Genomic DNA, 19,194 nt, shown 5'->3' with positions numbered 1-19,194 from the left:
GTTATGGCAACATTAACTGCAAAGAACCTTGCAAAAGCCTATAAGGGCCGCCGTGTGGTGGAAGATGTCAGTCTGACCGTCAACTCTGGGGAGATCGTCGGTCTGCTCGGTCCTAACGGTGCGGGCAAGACAACGACCTTTTACATGGTGGTCGGCATTGTCCCGCGTGATGCGGGCAACATTATCATTGATGACGAAGACATCAGCCTGCTGCCTCTGCATGCGCGCGCGCGTCGCGGCATCGGCTACTTGCCGCAGGAAGCGTCTATTTTCCGTCGCCTGAGCGTGTTTGATAACCTGATGGCGGTGCTGCAAATTCGTGACGATCTTACCAGCGAGCAGCGGGAAGATCGCGCCAACGAGCTGATGGAAGAGTTCCACATCGAACACCTGCGTGACAGCATGGGACAGTCGCTCTCCGGTGGTGAACGACGCCGCGTGGAGATCGCCCGCGCACTGGCCGCGAATCCGAAATTTATCCTGCTGGATGAACCGTTTGCCGGTGTTGACCCGATTTCCGTTATTGATATCAAACGGATCATCGAACATCTGCGCGACAGCGGGCTTGGGGTGCTGATTACCGACCATAACGTTCGCGAAACGCTGGCAGTGTGTGAGCGCGCCTACATCGTGAGTCAGGGCCACCTGATCGCGCATGGCACGCCAACAGAAATACTGCAGGATGAGCACGTTAAACGCGTATACCTTGGGGAAGACTTCAGACTCTGATAGGGTAGAAGACTTCACGTCACCGCAGGAGAGAACAACTCTGAACATGAAGCAAGGTTTGCAACTCAGGCTTAGCCAACAACTGGCGATGACGCCTCAGCTACAACAGGCTATCCGTCTGTTGCAGCTGTCCACGCTGGAACTTCAGCAAGAACTTCAGCAAGCGCTGGAAAGTAACCCACTGCTCGAGCAAACCGATCTTCACGACGAAATTGATACCCAGGAAAAACAGGACAGCGAATCCCTCGACACCGCAGATGCTCTCGAACAAAAAGAGATGCCAGAGGAGCTGCCGCTTGACGCCAGTTGGGATGAAATTTACACCGCCGGTACGCCTTCTGGCACCAGCGGGGATTACATCGACGACGAACTGCCTGTGTATCAGGGTGAGACCACGCAATCGCTGCAGGATTACCTGATGTGGCAAGTGGAGCTGACCCCGTTCTCGGATACCGATCGCGCAATTGCGACATCCATTGTTGATGCGGTAGACGAAACCGGTTATCTCACCGTAACCCTGGACGATATTCTCGAAAGCATGGGCGATGACGACGTCGGTATGGACGAAATCGAAGCCGTGCTTAAACGCATTCAGCGTTTTGATCCCGTGGGCGTGGCGGCCAAAGATCTCCGCGACTGCTTATTGATCCAACTTTCACAGTTTGATAAAGCCACGCCGTGGCTGGAAGAAGCGCGCCTGATCATCAGCGATCACCTCGATCTGTTAGCCAACCATGACTTCCGCACGCTGATGCGCGTAACCCGGCTGAAAGAAGATGTGCTGAAAGAAGCCGTCAATCTTATTCAGTCCCTGGACCCCAGACCTGGGCAGTCTATCCAGACCGGGGAGCCAGAATACGTTATTCCGGATGTACTGGTGCGTAAGCATAACGATCGCTGGGTGGTCGAACTCAACGGCGACAGCATTCCACGGTTGCAGATTAACCAGCACTACGCCGCCATGTGCAACAGCGCGCGCAACGACGCTGACAGCCAGTTTATTCGTAGCAATCTGCAGGATGCAAAGTGGCTGATTAAAAGCCTGGAAAGTCGCAATGATACGCTGCTGCGCGTCAGTCGCTGTATCGTTGAACAGCAGCAAGCCTTCTTTGATCAAGGCGAAGAGTTTATGAAACCGATGGTGCTGGCGGATATCGCCCAGGCCGTCGAGATGCACGAATCGACCATTTCCCGAGTGACCACGCAAAAGTATCTGCACAGTCCGCGCGGCATTTTTGAATTGAAGTATTTCTTTTCCAGTCACGTTAACACTGAAGGCGGAGGCGAAGCCTCATCCACAGCTATCCGTGCACTGGTGAAGAAATTAATTGCTGCGGAAAACCCCGCGAAACCGCTGAGTGACAGCAAGTTAACCTCTATGCTGTCAGAACAGGGTATCATGGTGGCACGCCGCACTGTTGCGAAGTACCGAGAGTCTTTATCCATTCCGCCGTCGAACCAGCGCAAACAGCTGGTCTGACCCAACCGATAAGGAAGACACTATGCAGCTCAACATCACTGGAAACAACGTCGAAATCACTGAAGCCTTACGCGATTTTGTAAATACAAAATTCGCCAAGCTAGAACAATATTTCGACCGGATTAATCAGGTCTATATTGTGTTGAAAGTGGAGAAGGTGACACATATCTCGGATGCAACACTGCATGTGAACGGTGGCGAAATTCATGCCAGCGCGGAAGGTCAGGATATGTACGCCGCCATTGACGGTTTAATTGATAAACTGGCTCGGCAGTTAACAAAACATAAAGATAAACTGAAACAGCACTAACTTGTCCGGGCAGTTAGCGGGTGCAGGACGGCCTGTTGTGTAGCACAACGGGCCATTTGTACAGTTAGCGCTTAGGTGAAATTATGACAAATAACGATACGACTCTACAACTGAGCAATGTTCTTAACCAGGAATGTACACGCGCTGGCGTTCACTGCCAAAGCAAGAAACGCGCGCTGGAAATCATCAGCGAACTGGCGGCAAAACAGCTCAGCTTGCCCTCTCAGGTGGTATTTGAAGCCATTCTGACGCGTGAAAAAATGGGCAGTACCGGCATCGGTAATGGAATTGCTATCCCGCACGGAAAGCTGGAAGAAGACACGATGCGCGCAGTTGGCGTGTTTGTGCAACTTGAAACGCCAATTGCTTTCGACGCCATTGATAATCAACCCGTCGATCTGCTTTTCGCCCTGCTGGTTCCGGCAGACCAAACCAAGACGCATTTGCATACGTTGTCGCTGGTCGCCAAACGTCTGGCCGATAAAACCATCTGCCGCCGCCTGCGCGCAGCACAGAGTGACCAGGAGTTGTATCAAATCATCACGGACACCGAAGGTGGACTGGATGAAGCATAACAACCCAATGGCATCCTTTTTTGTCGTTGTGAGGAGAAACAGTACATGGTACTGATGATCGTCAGCGGTCGTTCGGGGTCAGGAAAATCTGTCGCCCTGCGAGCGCTGGAAGATATGGGTTTTTACTGCGTGGATAACCTTCCCGTAGTGCTGTTGCCCGATCTGGCTCGTACTCTGGCCGATCGCCAGATTTCTGCGGCCGTCAGCATTGATGTGCGCAACATGCCTGAGTCCCCAGAGATTTTCGAGCAGGCAATGAACAATCTGCCTGAAGGCTTCTCACCACAGTTGCTGTTCCTGGACGCCGATCGTAACACCCTGATTCGCCGCTACAGCGACACGCGTCGCCTGCATCCTCTTTCCAGCAAGAACTTATCTCTGGAGAGCGCTATCGATAAGGAAAGCGATTTGCTGGAGCCTCTGCGCTCTCGTGCTGACCTGATCGTGGATACCTCCGAAATGTCCGTGCACGAACTGGCGGAAATGTTGCGTACCCGCCTGCTGGGCAAGCGTGAACGCGAATTGACGATGGTATTCGAATCCTTTGGTTTCAAACACGGTATCCCAATTGACGCGGATTACGTCTTTGACGTGCGCTTCCTGCCTAACCCGCACTGGGATCCGAAGCTGCGCCCGATGACCGGTCTTGACCGCCCCGTTGCCGCCTTCCTTGACAGGCACACAGAAGTACACAATTTTATCTACCAGACTCGCAGCTATCTTGAGCTATGGTTACCCATGCTGGAGACCAACAACCGCAGCTACCTCACCGTAGCTATCGGCTGTACCGGCGGGAAACACCGTTCGGTGTATATTGCAGAGCAGCTGGCAGACTACTTCCGCTCACGCGGTAAAAACGTACAGTCACGCCATCGTACGCTGGAAAAACGTAAATCATGACCGTGAAGCAAACCGTTGAAATCACGAATAAGCTGGGTATGCATGCTCGCCCAGCCATGAAACTGTTTGAATTGATGCAGGGTTTTGAAGCAGAAGTTTTGCTGCGTAATGATGAAGGAACGGAAGCCGAGGCAAACAGTGTTATCGCTCTGCTGATGCTGGATTCCGCCAAAGGGCGTCAGATAGAAGTTGAAGCCACGGGTCCACAGGAAGTGGAAGCCCTGGCAGCGGTGATTGCCCTGTTTAATTCAGGGTTTGATGAAGATTAGTCGAGTACCTGAAGCGCTGCGCTCATCAGGCCTACACGGCAACGTCACACTCCCGTAGGCCGGATCCGTATCCGGCAATAAACCCGTTAATACAGCTTATTTTCCCGCATAAACGACTCACCGCCTAGCTGGCGCATTTGGCGCATAATCCACGCCTGACGGCTACGTACATAACCAGAAGGCGCATTCGCTTTAAAACGCAAAGGGTTGGGTAATACCGCCGCCAGCAAGGCCGCTTCAGACAGACTCAGCCGACTGGCTGGCTTATGGAAATAGCGCTGCGCCGCTGCCTCCACGCCGAAAACCCCATCACCAAACTCAGCAATATTCAGGTAAACGGTCAGAATACGCTTCTTGCTCCAGACGGTTTCCATACCCAGCGTTAGCCCGGCCTCGAGACCTTTACGCACCCAGCTACGTCCATCCCACAGAAAGAGGTTTTTTGCCGTCTGTTGCGATAACGTCGACGCCCCGCGAATACGGTTTTCATTACGTTCGTTGTGCGCCAGCGCTTTCTCTATAGCGGAGACATCGAATCCCCAGTGCTCGGGAAACTTCTGGTCCTCCGCGGCGATCACCGCCAGTCCCATCCACGGTGAGATCTCATCCATGCTCACCCAGTCTGAGTGCGCCACATAACCGAAATCACCGGACAGCCATGCGCTCAGTTGCCGCTCGACCATCACGGCAGAGAAAGGGACTGGCATCACGCTGAAAAGTGCGATGCCCCCGCCCCAGAATACGGCGAGGACAACGACCGCCCGCAGAAAGATACGTCGCAGAAAGGCGGTAACTCCTTTTCTCATTCAGCCAGCACCAGCACACGTGATACCAGTTTATCGATACCACTCGCGGCCTGAGCGATGTCCTGCGCCAGCATATAGGCGGGAGTGGTGACGATTTTGTTGTCTTCATCAACGACAATGTCATCAACCGGACAAGGCACATGTTCTGCGCCCATCTCTTCCAGCACCTCTGCCGTATCAATATCAGTACCGATGGTCAGACGCAGCGGAAAGTCAAAAATTTTAGGTAACATGGCAGGCGCAATGCACATAAATCCCAGCGGCTTACCCGCCTGATGCATAGCCACCGCCAGCGCAGCTAAGTCGCTATCAACCCGGCACTCACTGCCCTGGCTGGCAAAATTGCTCAGATTTTTGGCCGCGCCAAACCCGCCTGGCACGATCAACGCATCCAGTTCCGTTGAGACTGCCTGAGCAAGTGGGCGAATATCACCGCGTGTTATACGGGCGGCTTCAATCAGCACATTACGCGTTTCCTGCATCGGCTCGCCGGTCAGATGATTAATCACATCCGCTTGTTGTTTATCCGGTGCGAAACAGACAGCCTGAGCGCCGTTGCGGGCAATCGCCAGAAGCGTGAGAACAGTTTCATGGATCTCTGCGCCGTCATACACGCCACATCCGCTGAGCACTACACCCACTTTTTTCATCGTGATACTCCTTTCTCAACTGGCTGAAACATATTAGTTATTATGATTTAAATGCTACGCTTCACACATTTAACTGATTCATGTAACAAATTATTTAAGATTTGCTATCTTAACTGCGTGCGGCCTGAAAATTAGGGCTGCGCCCTTGTAAACAATGATAATAATTTACGGCGCAGCCACGATTTCCCTGGTGTTGGCGCAGTATTCGCGCACCCCGGTCAAGCCGGGGTCATTTTTTTTCCACGCTCGCCACCCAGGCCTTCAATACCGCCACGTCGTGCTGCCACTCCTGCTTCATCTCTTCAATCCATTCAGCAACATTATCTTCCCAGGCTGGAAGATCTGGCGACTGGATTTGCTGACCTAACTGTTGCAGGTGGCGCAGCCCCACGGAACCTGCCGCGCCTTTAATTTTATGGCCTTCCTCAACAACGCCTTTTTTATCCCGTGCGGTCAGATTGGACTCCAGCACGCTCAAATATCCCGGCATCATCTTCTCAAACACCGCCAGCCCGTCGGTTATTAACTTCGGTCCCACCAGCTCGAGGTATTGTTCCAACATAGGAATATCTAACAGCGCTTGCGATTTACTGCTCTCTTCAGATGTCACAGTGCTCTCCTCTTTGTTTCGGGTATCCCAGTATTTTTTGATCATGGCGGTTAACGCCGGAACCGACAGCGGCTTACTCAGCACGTCGTCCATTCCCGCGTCCAGATACTCTTTTTTATCTTTCAGAACGTTGGCGGTAAGCGCAACCAGCGGCGGCAGGTCCTCACGGGCGTATTTTTGCGTCAGCTCGCGCGAGATATCCAGACCGGTCATATCCGGTAGCTGAATATCCAGCAGCACCAGGTCATACTCGCCCGGCGTGAACATTTCCAGCGCGGCTTTCCCGGTCATGGCGACATCCACGCTGTTGCCCAGTTTTTCCAGCACTGAACGCGCGACAATAACGTTCAGTTCGATATCTTCCACCAGCAGCACATTCAGGGCTGGCAGCGGCATGTCGTCGTCTTCAAAGGCGTCTTCAATCTCTTCCGCTACCGCAGGCGCATGCACGGTCAGCGTAAAGATGGAGCCTTTGCTAGCCTGGCTGGAGACCGTAATATCACCGCCCATGTTTTTCGCCAGACGCTTCGATACGGCCAGTCCAATCCCGGTTCCCGTTGCCGGTTTGCCGCCATTGCTGTCCTTAACCTGATAATACATGGCGAAGATTTTATCTTGCTCATCCTGCGGAATACCGATCCCGGAATCTTCAACTTCGAAATGCAGTATATTCCCCTGGTCATAGCGCGCCCGCACGGTTACCTGCCCCTGCTGGGTAAACTTCACGGCGTTGCTGATCAGATTCCACAGAATCTGGCGCAAACGCGTGCCGTCGGTAATGACCTTATGCGGCAGTGGTAACGTCGGCTCAAGCACAAAACGCAGCCCTTTTTGCTGCGCCTGCAGGCCAGAGAGGTTTTCCAGATCCGCCATAAAGCTGGTGAAATCGATCGGCTGGTTATCGAGCTGAACTTTACGTCGCTCCATCTTATCCATGTCGATAATATCGTTGAAAATATTCCCCAGCGTCACGGCAGAGACGTGGATTGTTTTCAGGTATTTTTCCTGCTCAGCGGTCAGATCCGTATCCAGCAGGATCCGGCTTAAGCCGACAATGCCGTTAAGCGGAGTGCGCAGTTCGTGGCTGATGGTAGAAATGAAGGTGGTCTTATCGCGGCTGGCACGCTCTAACGCGTCCTGATAACGCTTACGCTCGGTAATATCGCGCCCAAAACCCATCAGACCATGCCGCTTACCTACGCGGTCATAGTAAGGCACTTTGCGAATTTCAAAGCAGGCTTTGCGCCCGTCCGGATAGTCCAGCCACTGTTCGTAGGTGAGTGAGACGTTATGACGGAACACCTTCTCGTCGGTTTCAATGACCTTTTCTGCCGCCTCAGGGGAGTAAACATCAGCCGGTTTTAAATTCACCAACTGCTTTTCGCTCTTGCCGGTCAGCAGTTCCATGGCACGGTTACAGCCGGAAAATTCTTTATCTTCATTACGATAAAAAACCAGATCCGGCGAGGCATCAAGGAAAGAGCGTAAAAAGGAAGACTGCTGCTCAAGCTGAATCTGCGCTTCTTCGCGCTCTTTGATTTCAACCTTCAACTGCTCGAACGTATCCTGGCGCTCCGCTTCGGCTTTTTCGCGCTCAACAATTTCCTGATTAAGCTGGGCAATATTATCTTTCAACTGCACATTGAGCTTGAGATCGCGCTCGCGCATCTCTTCCAGCTTTTGTACCAGTCGTGACAAGCGTTGCCGGGACTCTTCCAGTTGCTCCACCACCACTGACAGAAAATAGACGGCCCAGGGGGTAATTAACAGACCAAAAAAGATAGAGCGGATAACATCAATGCTTTCTACCTGGCCATGCAGCACCATGGTGACAGCCATCTGCACCACAATCGCCAACACGACCAGCGCCAGCGCCAATAACAGCGAAAAGCGCACCAGACCCAATTTCATCATCAGGTCGACGTAATATTGCGCCAGCATACGGATTTGCTTCATAGAGGGTTCCTTCACGACAACTTGGCACAATAATACTCAATTCTCAGCGTGACGTTGAAGATTGTGCAAGAAATGCGGAGGTTATCGGTGAAATGACCGAGGAGAGATTCAACGTGGGCCTGATAAGCGTAGCGTCATCAGGCAAGCAGGCGCAGATTGCCGGATGGTTAGCTCCCAGGCTGAATCCACGGAGTGCCAAGCGCAGAGCCTTGAACACCATGTGCATTGAGATAGCGATCTAGTTCGACCATCCCGGTCCAGCGGTTTTCACACCATAGCGGAGCCAACAGCATTGGGCGACGCGCGCTGGCAGAGATTCGATGATAAATCACCTCTGGCGGCGTATGGCGGATCATCTCCCCGGCGGTAACCGTGTAGTCATCCAGTTCAATTCCGTGCAGACGTCCGGCTTCCCAGGCCTTTGCCATCGTACTGCCTTTCACAATATGCAGCGGATGCAGCTTAATACCGTCAACGCCCGTCTCCACCACTCGTTCCATGGTTTGCAGACAGTCTGCCTGTCCTTCTCCCGGCAGGCCAACAATCAGGTGTGAGCACACTTTCAGCCCGCGCTCGCGCGCCAGCCGCGTGGTGTTCTGATAGCAGGCAAAATCATGGCCGCGGTTAATCCGGTGCAGAGTTTTGTCATGCGCAGTTTGCAGACCGAGCTCCAGCCATACCTCATAGCCGAGGTCTTTATACTCACAAAGCAGATCGAGTACCGCATCCGGCACGCAGTCGGGACGGGTCCCAACGCATAACCCGACGATGTTGGCCTGGCTGACCGCCTGTTGATACATCGAACGCAGCACCTGTACTTCCGCGAAGGTGCTGGTATAAGCCTGGAAATAGGCCAGATAGCGTCTGGCGCGATTGACCAACTGCGCCTGATGCTCAAGCTGCTCGGCAATTGAATGGTGCTGCTGTGCTTCATCGGCAAACGAGGCGACATTACAGAAAGTACATCCGCCGCGTCCGATGGTGCCATCACGGTTTGGACAGCTAAAGCCGCCGTGCAGCGTGAGTTTATGAACCTTTTGCCCATAACGGCGAGAAAGATCCCCACCAAACATATTGACTAATTTCTGTAACTGCATAATCTGGTAGACCGCGCCTTGAAAAGAGGCCAAAGCCTGCCATTTTTTGCCCCAGTCGGCGATGACCTGGATCAATCGCCCTGGCGAGCCTTTATTTATTGCATAACAAATCAAAATAATCGAAATTTCATTCACTCAAAATATAATTACTTTTCCTTATATCCAGCTGTTTTTTTTATCTTCTTATACTCTCAGCGTAAAAACAGTATCTTTAAGACGCCAAAACTCTAAAAACCAGCATAAAATGCCAAGTATATCGATAAACAAAGGGAGGACGAGAGATATCCGGCCTCTCTTACAGTGAGACAGATCACACTTCCCAGGGCATCCTCCTCAGGTTATATCAATGTATAAAACCCTTTTATTTCAATATTTTCATAAAGTTAATTGCCCAATAGCACATTTTTGCATAAATAAGATTGCCATTTGACCTGTGTGTGGATTCCCGATAACTTGGAAATCCGCTGGAAGCTTTCTGGATGAGCAGTCTGCTCATCATATTTATGCAGTAATTGAGATTCCCTCTGAAGCAAGTCCTCAAACTTGTTTGACCTGTGCGAAAAGGATAAAGAGGGCGAATGCGAGGTAAGCGTATGACACGCAAACCCCGTCGCCATGCTCTTGGTGTGCCCGTGCGCAACGGTCCAGATGGGAATCCCGCAGAGCCTGGGGAGGTTCACTGATATGTTGTACGATAAATCCCTTGAGAGGGATAACTGTGGTTTCGGCCTGATCGCCCACATAGAAGGCGAACCTAGCCACAAGGTAGTGCGTACCGCCATACACGCACTGGCCCGCATGCAGCACCGTGGCGCAATTCTTGCCGATGGAAAAACCGGCGATGGTTGCGGCCTGCTGTTACAAAAACCTGACCGCTTTTTCCGCATCGTAGCGCAAGAGCGCGGCTGGCGTTTAGCCAAAAACTACGCCGTCGGCATGATCTTTTTAAATAAAGACGCTGAGCTGGCAGCGGCTTCTCGTCGCATTGTAGAAGAAGAATTACAGCAGGAGACCCTGTCGATTGTCGGCTGGCGCGACGTGCCGACTAACGAAGGTGTTCTCGGTGAAATTGCGCTCTCCTCCCTGCCTCGTATCGAGCAAATTTTTGTTAATGCCCCTGCGGGCTGGCGTCCGCGTGATATGGAGCGTCGCCTGTTCATCGCGCGCCGTCGTATCGAAAAACGCCTCCAGGAAGATAAAGACTTCTACGTCTGTAGCTTGTCGAACCTGGTCAATATCTATAAAGGTCTGTGTATGCCGGCGGATCTGCCGCGCTTTTACCTGGACCTGGCGGACCTGCGTCTGGAATCGGCCATCTGCCTGTTCCACCAGCGCTTCTCCACCAACACCGTACCACGCTGGCCGCTGGCGCAACCGTTTCGCTACCTGGCGCACAATGGTGAAATCAACACCATCACCGGCAACCGCCAGTGGGCGCGCGCCCGTACCTATAAATTCCAGACGCCGCTGATCCCTGATCTGCACGACGCCGCACCGTTCGTTAACGAAACCGGCTCCGACTCCAGCTCAATGGATAACATGCTGGAACTGCTGCTGGCTGGCGGGATGGATATCATCCGCGCCATGCGTTTACTGGTGCCGCCGGCCTGGCAGAACAACCCGGATATGGACCCGGAGCTGCGCGCGTTCTTCGACTTTAACTCCATGCACATGGAGCCGTGGGATGGTCCGGCGGGTATCGTTATGTCCGACGGTCGCTTTGCCGCCTGTAACCTTGACCGCAACGGCCTGCGTCCGGCGCGCTACGTCATCACCAAAGACAAGCTGATTACCTGCGCTTCTGAAGTCGGGATCTGGGATTATCAGCCGGATGAAGTGGTTGAGAAAGGTCGCGTCGGCCCTGGGGAGTTGATGGTTATCGATACCCGCAGCGGGCGCATTCTGCATTCGGCTGAAACCGATGACGATCTGAAAAGCCGCCACCCCTACAAAGAGTGGATGGAGAAGAACGTCCGCCGTCTGGTGCCTTTCGAAGACCTGGCTGACGATCAGGTCGGCAGCCGTGAACTGGACGATGACACCCTCGCCAGCTACCAGAAACAGTTTAACTACAGCGCTGAAGAGCTGGATTCCGTTATCCGCGTGCTCGGTGAAAATGGTCAGGAAGCGGTCGGTTCAATGGGTGATGATACCCCGTTTGCCGTGCTCTCCAGCCAGCCGCGCATCATTTATGACTACTTCCGCCAGCAGTTTGCCCAGGTCACCAACCCGCCGATCGACCCGCTGCGTGAAGCGCACGTCATGTCGCTGGCCACCAGCATCGGTCGTGAGATGAACGTCTTCTGCGAAGCCGAAGGTCAGGCGCACCGTCTGAGCTTTAAGTCGCCGATCCTGCTGTACTCCGATTTCACCCAGCTCACCACCATGAAAGAGGAGCATTATCGCGCTGACCGACTGGATATCACCTTCGACGTGACTGAAACCACGCTCGAAGAGACCGTCAAAGCATTGTGCGATAAGGCTGAACAGATGGTGCGTAACGGCACGGTGCTGCTGGTGCTCTCTGACCGTAATATCGCAAAAAACCGCTTGCCGGTTCCGGCACCGATGGCCGTTGGCGCAGTACAAACACGTCTGGTAGAACAAAGCCTGCGTTGCGATGCCAACATCATCGTTGAAACCGCCAGCGCCCGTGACCCGCACCATTTTGCCGTTCTGCTCGGTTTTGGCGCGACGGCCATTTATCCGTATCTGGCGTATGAAACGCTGGGACGTCTGATCGACACTCAAGCGATTGCCAAAGATTACCGGACCGTGATGCTGAACTACCGTAACGGCATCAACAAGGGTCTGTACAAAATCATGTCCAAAATGGGCATCTCGACCATCGCCTCTTACCGCTGCTCGAAGCTGTTTGAAGCCGTTGGTCTGCACGATGATGTTGTGGCTTTATGCTTCCAGGGCGTGGTCAGTCGCATCAGCGGCGCGGGTTTTACCGACTTCCAGCAGGATCTGCTGAACCTCTCCAAACATGCCTGGCTGGCGCGTAAGCCTATCAGCCAGGGCGGTTTGCTGAAGTACGTCCACGGCGGCGAATACCACGCCTACAACCCGGACGTGGTGCGCACGCTGCAACAGGCAGTACAAAGCGGCGAGTACAGCGACTATCAGGAATATGCAAAGCTGGTCAATGAGCGTCCGGCGGCCACGCTGCGCGATCTGCTGGCGATTACACCTGGCGATGAAGCCGTAAGCATTAGCGAAGTAGAACCCGCAACCGAACTGTTTAAACGCTTTGATACCGCAGCGATGTCTATCGGGGCATTAAGCCCGGAAGCACACGAGGCGCTGGCCGAAGCCATGAACAGCATCGGCGGTAACTCGAACTCCGGTGAAGGCGGCGAAGATCCGGCACGCTACGGCACTAACAAGGTGTCGCGCATTAAGCAGGTGGCTTCCGGTCGCTTTGGCGTAACCCCAGCGTACCTGGTCAATGCTGATGTCATTCAGATTAAAGTCGCTCAAGGCGCGAAGCCGGGCGAAGGCGGTCAGTTACCGGGTGATAAAGTCACCCCGTACATCGCCAAACTGCGTTATTCGGTGCCGGGCGTGACGCTGATCTCCCCGCCGCCGCACCACGATATCTACTCTATCGAGGACTTAGCGCAGCTGATTTTCGACCTGAAACAGGTTAACCCGAAAGCGATGATCTCGGTGAAGCTGGTTTCCGAACCGGGCGTCGGCACTATTGCGACCGGCGTGGCGAAAGCCTATGCGGATCTGATTACCATTGCCGGCTACGATGGCGGTACCGGTGCAAGTCCGCTCTCATCCGTGAAGTATGCGGGCTGCCCGTGGGAACTCGGTCTGGTGGAAACCCAGCAGGCGCTGGTGGCTAACGGTCTGCGTCACAAGATCCGTCTGCAGGTCGATGGCGGTCTGAAAACCGGCGTCGATATCATTAAAGCGGCAATTTTGGGTGCAGAAAGCTTCGGTTTCGGCACCGGCCCCATGGTCGCGCTGGGCTGTAAATACCTGCGTATTTGCCATCTGAACAACTGCGCAACCGGCGTGGCAACTCAGGATGACAAACTGCGTAAGAACCACTATCACGGCCTGCCGTTCAAAGTGACTAACTACTTTGAATTTATCGCCCGCGAAACCCGCGAGCTGATGGCGCAACTGGGCGTGAAACGTCTGGTGGATCTGATTGGTCGTACCGACCTGCTCAAAGAGCTGGAAGGTTTTACCGCCAAGCAGCAGAAACTGGAGCTGTCTCGTCTGCTGGAAACCGCTGAACCGCATCCAGGTAAAGCGCTGCATTGCACTGAAAACAATCCGCCGTTTGATAACGGCGTGCTGAACGCCCAGCTGTTACAGCAGGCGAAACCGTTTGTCGACGAGCGCCAGAGCAAAACCTTCTGGTTCGATATACGCAACACCGACCGTTCCGTCGGCGCATCGCTGTCGGGCTATATCGCTCAGACGCATGGCGATCAGGGGCTGGCATCTGACCCGATTAAAGCGCACTTCAGCGGTACCGCAGGCCAGAGCTTCGGCGTGTGGAATGCGGGCGGCGTGGAGCTGTATCTGACAGGCGATGCCAACGACTATGTCGGTAAAGGCATGGCGGGCGGCCTGCTGGCAGTGCGCCCTCCGGTTGGCTCTGCTTTCCGTAGCCATGAGGCGAGCATCATTGGTAACACCTGCCTGTATGGTGCTACCGGTGGCCGCCTGTTTGCTGCGGGTCGTGCGGGTGAGCGTTTTGCGGTGCGTAACTCCGGCGCTATTACCGTGGTTGAAGGTATTGGCGACAACGGCTGTGAATATATGACCGGCGGCATCGTGTGTATTCTCGGCAAAACCGGCGTCAACTTCGGTGCGGGCATGACCGGCGGATTCGCCTACGTGCTCGACGAAGACGGTGAATTCCGCAAACGCGTGAACCCGGAACTGGTAGAAGTACTGAGCGTGGACTCGCTGGCTATTCATGAGGAACACCTGCGCGGCCTGATTACCGAGCACGTACAACATACCGGTTCTTCACACGGCGAAGAGATCCTGGCGAACTGGCCAGCATTCTCGGCGAAATTCGCGCTGGTAAAACCGAAATCCAGTGATGTGAAAGCACTGTTGGGTCACCGTAGTCGTAGCGCAGCAGAGCTGCGTGTGCAGGCGCAGTAAGGGGTAGCAGCAATGAGTCAGAACGTATACCAATTTATCGACCTGCAGCGCGTTGATCCACCGAAGAAACCGCTGAAGATCCGTAAGATCGAATTTATCGAGATCTACGAGCCGTTTTCCGAAGGCCAGGCCAAAGCACAGGCAGATCGCTGTCTTTCCTGCGGCAACCCGTACTGCGAGTGGAAGTGCCCGGTACATAACTACATCCCGAACTGGCTTAAGCTGGCGAATGAGGGACGTATTTTTGAAGCGGCAGAACTGTCGCACCAGACTAACACTCTGCCGGAAGTCTGTGGCCGAGTGTGCCCGCAGGATCGTCTTTGTGAAGGATCCTGCACGCTAAACGATGAGTTCGGTGCGGTAACTATCGGCAACATCGAGCGCTATATCAACGATAAAGCGTTCGAGATGGGCTGGCGTCCGGATATGACTGGCGTTCGCCAGACGGACAAGCGCGTGGCGATCATCGGTGCAGGTCCGGCGGGCCTGGCCTGTGCTGATGTGCTGACCCGCAACGGCGTGAAGGCGGTGGTATTTGACCGCCACCCGGAAATCGGCGGTCTGCTGACCTTCGGGATCCCGGCGTTCAAGCTGGAGAAAGAGGTCATGACCCGTCGCCGTGAAATCTTCACTGGTATGGGCATTGAGTTCAAACTAAACGTGGAAGTGGGCCGCGACGTGCAGCTTAACGATCTGCTGAAGGATTACGATGCCGTGTTCCTTGGTGTAGGTACCTATCAGTCGATGCGCGGTGGGCTGGAAAACGAAGACGCTTCCGGCGTATTTGATGCCCTGCCGTTCCTGATCGCCAATACCAAACAGTTGATGGGATTTGGCGAAAGCAGTGATGAGCCGTACATCAGCATGGAAGGCAAACGCGTCGTTGTTCTCGGCGGTGGCGATACCGCGATGGACTGCGTGCGGACCTCGGTTCGCCAGAACGCGGCACACGTAATCTGCGCCTATCGCCGCGACGAAGAGAACATGCCGGGTTCCAAACGCGAGGTGAAAAACGCGCGTGAAGAAGGCGTCGAGTTCCAGTTCAACGTCCAGCCTTTAGGCGTAGAAGTGAATGCCAACGGTAAAGTGTGCGGCGTGAAAATGGCGCGCACCGAAATGGGCGAACCGGATGCGAAGGGGCGTCGCCGCGCGGAGATCGTCGCCGGTTCCGAGCACGTTGTTCCAGCTGATGCGGTGGTACTGGCGTTTGGCTTCCGCCCGCACAGTATGGAGTGGCTGAAAGAGCACAGCGTCGAGCTGGATTCTCAGGGCCGTATTATTGCTCCGGAACGCAGCGATAACGCCTTCCAGACCAGCAACCCAAAAATCTTCGCTGGTGGCGACATCGTGCGTGGTTCGGATCTTGTAGTCACCGCGATTGCCGAAGGTCGTAAAGCGGCAGACGGTATCCTGAACTACCTGGAAGTGTAAGTAAGCGTCCTCTGGCATCTCATCTTCAAACGCTGATGAGATGCCAGATTCCTTGCAATACCCCTGCCCCCTCCCCTCTATCAACACCGTGAAAGAGAACTAAAAAAACATACGGAAACGTTTGCTTTATTCTGAGAACTGTATATTATGCGGCGGATTTTTTGGGCAAAATTCATGGAGGCGTTGTGTCGCAGGACAACAATTATAGCCAGGGCCCCGTCCCTCTGGCGGCGCGGAAGGGCGTGATTCCACTAACGTTTGTCATGTTGGGACTCACATTTTTTTCCGCCAGTATGTGGACCGGTGGCACACTCGGTACCGGTCTTTCCTATAATGATTTCTTCCTGGCAGTTCTCTTCGGTAATCTTCTCCTCGGTATTTACACTGCATTTCTCGGTTTTATCGGCGCAAAAACAGGGCTCTCAACCCACCTTCTGGCACGTTACTCATTTGGTTTGAAAGGTTCATGGCTTCCCTCACTGCTCTTAGGCGGTACACAGGTAGGCTGGTTTGGCGTTGGTGTGGCCATGTTTGCTATCCCGGTTGGCAAAGCGACGGGGATTGACGTCAATGTTCTGATTGCGGTTTCCGGTCTGTTGATGACCCTGACTATCTTTTTTGGCATCTCGGCGCTGACCGTTTTATCTATCATCGCCGTACCTGCCATCGTCGTTCTTGGCAGCTACTCCGTCTGGCTGGCGGTGAGCGATGTCGGCGGTTTAGACCATTTAAAAGCGATAGTGCCGCAGACACCGCTGAATTTCTCCACCGCACTGGCGCTGGTGGTCGGCTCATTTATCAGCGCAGGCACGTTAACCGCCGACTTTGTCCGCTTTGGCCGCAACGCCAAAGGTGCGGTACTGATTGCCATGGTGGCATTTTTCCTTGGCAACTCGTTGATGTTTATCTTCGGCGCTGCGGGTGCCGCCGCTGTTGGACAGGCGGACATCTCTGACGTAATGATTGCTCAGGGCCTGCTGCTGCCCGCAATTGTGGTTCTTGGCCTGAATATCTGGACCACCAACGACAATGCGCTCTACGCTTCAGGTTTGGGATTTGCCAATATTACCGGCCTTTCCAGCCGTTCGTTGTCGGTGGCTAACGGTATTATCGGCACACTGTGCGCACTGTGGCTTTACAATAACTTTGTCGGTTGGCTGACATTTTTGTCGGCAGCGATTCCTCCAATTGGTGGAGTGATTATCGCCGACTATCTGCTGAACCATCGCCGATATGCCGACTTCAGCAAAGCACAATTTATTTCCGTAAACTGGATAGCTATCCTGTCCGTTGCACTGGGCATTGCCGCCGGTCACTATATTCCCGGTATCGTGCCCGTCAACGCCGTACTCGGCGGCGTATTCAGCTATATCCTGCTGAACCCACTTTTCAATCGCAGCCTTGCTAAATCACCAGAGGTCAGCCATGCAGAATAATAACATCACCATTCGTCAGGCGCGTTTACAGGGACGCGAAGGATTGTGGCAGCTCACGGTTGAAAACGGACGCTTCAGCCGAATTGAGGCTCAGGACGCCGCTACGTTGCCACAGGGTGAAGTGCTTGATGCCGAAGGTGGCCTGGCAATCCCACCGTTCGTAGAGCCACATATCCACCTGGATACCACGCAAACCGCGGGGGAGCCGAGCTGGAACCAGTCTGGTACGTTATTTGAAGGCATTGAGCGCTGGGCCGAACGTAAGGCAATGCTCACTCACGATGACGTGAAAGCGCGCGCCATGCAGACTCTTAAGTGGCAGATGGCCAACGGCATCCAGTATGTCCGCACTCACGTTGACGTTTCCGACCCAACGCTGACCGCGCTGAAAGCCATGCTGGAGGTGAAGCAAGAAGTCGCTCCGTGGGTAGAGCTACAGATTGTCGCGTTCCCGCAAGAGGGCATTCTTTCTTATCCCAACGGTGAAGCGTTATTAGAGGAAGCCGTGCGTTTGGGGGCCGACGTCATTGGCGCTATCCCCCACTTTGAATTTACGCGTGAATATGGCGTGGAGTCGTTGCACAAAATTTTCGCCCTCGCGCAAAAATACGACAGACTTATCGACGTGCACTGTGACGAAATTGACGATGAGCAATCACGCTTTGTTGAAACCGTCGCGGCGCTGGCCCATCGCGACAATATGGGCGAGCGCGTGACCGCCAGCCATACTACGGCAATGCACTCCTATAACGGCGCGTATGCTTCCCGTCTTTTCCGCCTGTTGAAAATGTCCGGCATTAACTTTGTCGCGAATCCACTGGTGAATATTCACCTGCAAGGGCGCTTTGACACGTATCCTAAACGCCGCGGCGTTACACGCGTCAAAGAGATGCTGGAGGCGGAGATCAACGTCTGCTTCGGCCATGATGACGTCTTCGATCCGTGGTATCCGCTAGGCACCGGGAATATGCTGCAGGTACTGCACATGGGGTTACATGTGTGTCAGCTGATGGGATACGGACAAATTAACGATGGCCTGAATCTGATCACCACCCACAGCGCGAAAACCCTGCACCTGCAGGACTACGGTCTGAGCGTGGGGAATTCCGCGAACCTGGTGATTTTACCGGCAGAGAATGGGTTTGACGCGGTTCGTCGCCAGACGCCTGCACGTTATTCCATTCGTCACGGGCGAATCATTGCCGAGACTGTGCCGAGCCAAACGACGCTGCATCTGACGCAGCCGGAAGCGGTGACGTTTAAGCGCTAGGTTGTAATATCCGGTGTCGGATGGCGCAAGCCTTGCCATCCGACACCGTCACTCTCATCGTCAGGTGTGTAATAAACTGGCGCGCACCTTGATCACCACCTTTTTGATGTCCATCGGAGCCTGTACCACGCAGCCCGGCTTATGCGGCTCGCCCGGCATAAAAATCACAAATCTTCCCGGCTTCAGTACCATCGCCTGCTCATCGGCAATCTGGCTACACAGCTGATAATCATCCTCAACGTGCATCTCTTCGCACTGACGAGCAGAATCAGTCATCCCGAACAGAATGCGTTCTTCACCGGATAACAGCACCTGAATATCAATGTATTCCCTGTGCAGTTCCGCTTTCTTTTGCTCTGGGCTCTGCGTTGCAAATTGCATAACATTCATAAAAATATTATCGCCCTGCAACTCGTAGCGCCCTGGCGTTTTCTCCTGCGGATTCGCCGCAACAGCCAGCGTTAACGCCTGCTGCAAAACCGGATGTAATCCGGCAGAAGGCAATGAACGCAACTCATCTGACATCATAA

General features: G+C 53.9%; 15 protein-coding genes. 10 read left to right on the top strand and 5 right to left on the bottom strand.

The genetic code is table 11. The features are described from left to right. Positions 1 to 3 precede the first annotated feature (3 nt). From lptB to npr, 6 genes are all read left to right on the top strand, one after another. Positions 4 to 729, top strand: coding sequence for an LPS export ABC transporter ATP-binding protein (lptB, locus tag OGW44_RS21250; protein ID WP_003025073.1), 726 nt, complete (start codon positions 4 to 6; stop codon positions 727 to 729). Positions 730 to 775: 46 nt separating this feature from the next. After that, on the top strand, positions 776 to 2,209 hold the full coding sequence (gene rpoN, locus OGW44_RS21245; protein WP_016154689.1) for an RNA polymerase factor sigma-54: 1,434 nt from the start codon (positions 776 to 778) through the stop codon (positions 2,207 to 2,209). A gap of 22 nt (positions 2,210 to 2,231) precedes the next feature. Further along, the gene (gene hpf, locus OGW44_RS21240; RefSeq protein ID WP_003025078.1) at positions 2,232 to 2,519 is read left to right on the top strand and encodes a ribosome hibernation promoting factor; all 288 of its coding nucleotides are present in this window, start codon (positions 2,232 to 2,234) and stop codon (positions 2,517 to 2,519) included. 83 nt (positions 2,520 to 2,602) lie between these two features. Then, complete coding sequence (ptsN, locus tag OGW44_RS21235; protein ID WP_016154690.1) at positions 2,603 to 3,094, top strand: PTS IIA-like nitrogen regulatory protein PtsN; 492 nt, start codon at positions 2,603 to 2,605, stop codon at positions 3,092 to 3,094. A 45-nt stretch (positions 3,095 to 3,139) separates the two neighbouring features. Then, entirely contained in the window at positions 3,140 to 3,994 is an 855-nt protein-coding gene (rapZ, locus tag OGW44_RS21230) for an RNase adapter RapZ (protein ID WP_003025085.1), read from the top strand. Next, on the top strand, positions 3,991 to 4,263 hold the full coding sequence (gene npr / locus OGW44_RS21225; protein WP_003828770.1) for a PTS phosphocarrier protein NPr: 273 nt from the start codon (positions 3,991 to 3,993) through the stop codon (positions 4,261 to 4,263). Before rapZ ends, npr begins: the two co-directional genes overlap by 4 nt. Before the next feature lie 86 nt (positions 4,264 to 4,349). On the opposite strand, the gene mtgA is transcribed toward npr, so the two are convergent. From mtgA to mnmL, 4 genes are all read right to left on the bottom strand, one after another. Beyond that, a complete protein-coding gene (mtgA, locus tag OGW44_RS21220; RefSeq protein WP_016157575.1) occupies positions 4,350 to 5,069 on the bottom strand; it encodes a monofunctional biosynthetic peptidoglycan transglycosylase in 720 nt (239 codons plus the stop codon). Further along, complete coding sequence (gene elbB / locus OGW44_RS21215) at positions 5,066 to 5,719, bottom strand: isoprenoid biosynthesis glyoxalase ElbB (RefSeq protein WP_016154692.1); 654 nt, start codon at positions 5,717 to 5,719, stop codon at positions 5,066 to 5,068. The genes mtgA and elbB overlap by 4 nt, the downstream gene beginning before the upstream one ends. A 229-nt stretch (positions 5,720 to 5,948) precedes the next feature. After that, positions 5,949 to 8,285, bottom strand: a complete 2,337-nt coding sequence (arcB, locus tag OGW44_RS21210) for an aerobic respiration two-component sensor histidine kinase ArcB (RefSeq protein ID WP_185654415.1) — start codon at positions 8,283 to 8,285, stop codon at positions 5,949 to 5,951. A 167-nt stretch (positions 8,286 to 8,452) separates the two neighbouring features. Next, entirely contained in the window at positions 8,453 to 9,382 is a 930-nt protein-coding gene (gene mnmL / locus OGW44_RS21205) for a tRNA modification radical SAM protein MnmL/YtqA (RefSeq protein ID WP_137352392.1), read from the bottom strand. Between the two features lie 684 nt (positions 9,383 to 10,066). Between mnmL and gltB the strand changes: the two genes are divergently transcribed. The 4 genes from gltB (at position 10,067) to OGW44_RS21185 (ending at position 18,664) form a co-directional block, all read left to right on the top strand. Beyond that, positions 10,067 to 14,527 (top strand): glutamate synthase large subunit, encoded by a 4,461-nt coding sequence (gltB, locus tag OGW44_RS21200; RefSeq protein ID WP_049040924.1) that lies wholly within the window; start codon positions 10,067 to 10,069, stop codon positions 14,525 to 14,527. Positions 14,528 to 14,539: 12 nt separating this feature from the next. Further along, a complete protein-coding gene (locus tag OGW44_RS21195) occupies positions 14,540 to 15,958 on the top strand; it encodes a glutamate synthase small subunit (protein ID WP_016154696.1) in 1,419 nt (472 codons plus the stop codon). A gap of 185 nt (positions 15,959 to 16,143) precedes the next feature. Then, a complete protein-coding gene (gene codB, locus OGW44_RS21190; RefSeq protein ID WP_016154697.1) occupies positions 16,144 to 17,394 on the top strand; it encodes a cytosine permease in 1,251 nt (416 codons plus the stop codon). Then, positions 17,384 to 18,664 carry a cytosine deaminase gene (locus tag OGW44_RS21185; protein WP_185654414.1) on the top strand — a complete coding sequence of 427 codons (1,281 nt, stop codon included), beginning with the start codon at positions 17,384 to 17,386 and terminating at the stop codon, positions 18,662 to 18,664. The genes codB and OGW44_RS21185 overlap by 11 nt, the downstream gene beginning before the upstream one ends. Positions 18,665 to 18,724: 60 nt before the next feature. Here the strand turns inward: OGW44_RS21185 and nanQ are convergent, their stop codons facing one another. Further along, a complete protein-coding gene (gene nanQ, locus OGW44_RS21180; protein ID WP_016154699.1) occupies positions 18,725 to 19,192 on the bottom strand; it encodes an N-acetylneuraminate anomerase in 468 nt (155 codons plus the stop codon). Positions 19,193 to 19,194 lie beyond the last annotated feature (2 nt).

Origin of the sequence: Citrobacter sp. Cb023 (assembly GCF_030336805.1) — a bacterium.
Taxonomy (GTDB): domain Bacteria; phylum Pseudomonadota; class Gammaproteobacteria; order Enterobacterales; family Enterobacteriaceae; genus Citrobacter; species Citrobacter braakii.
The sequence above is the reverse complement of the archived record's forward strand: the minus strand, read 5'-3'. Positions and strand labels throughout refer to the sequence as shown.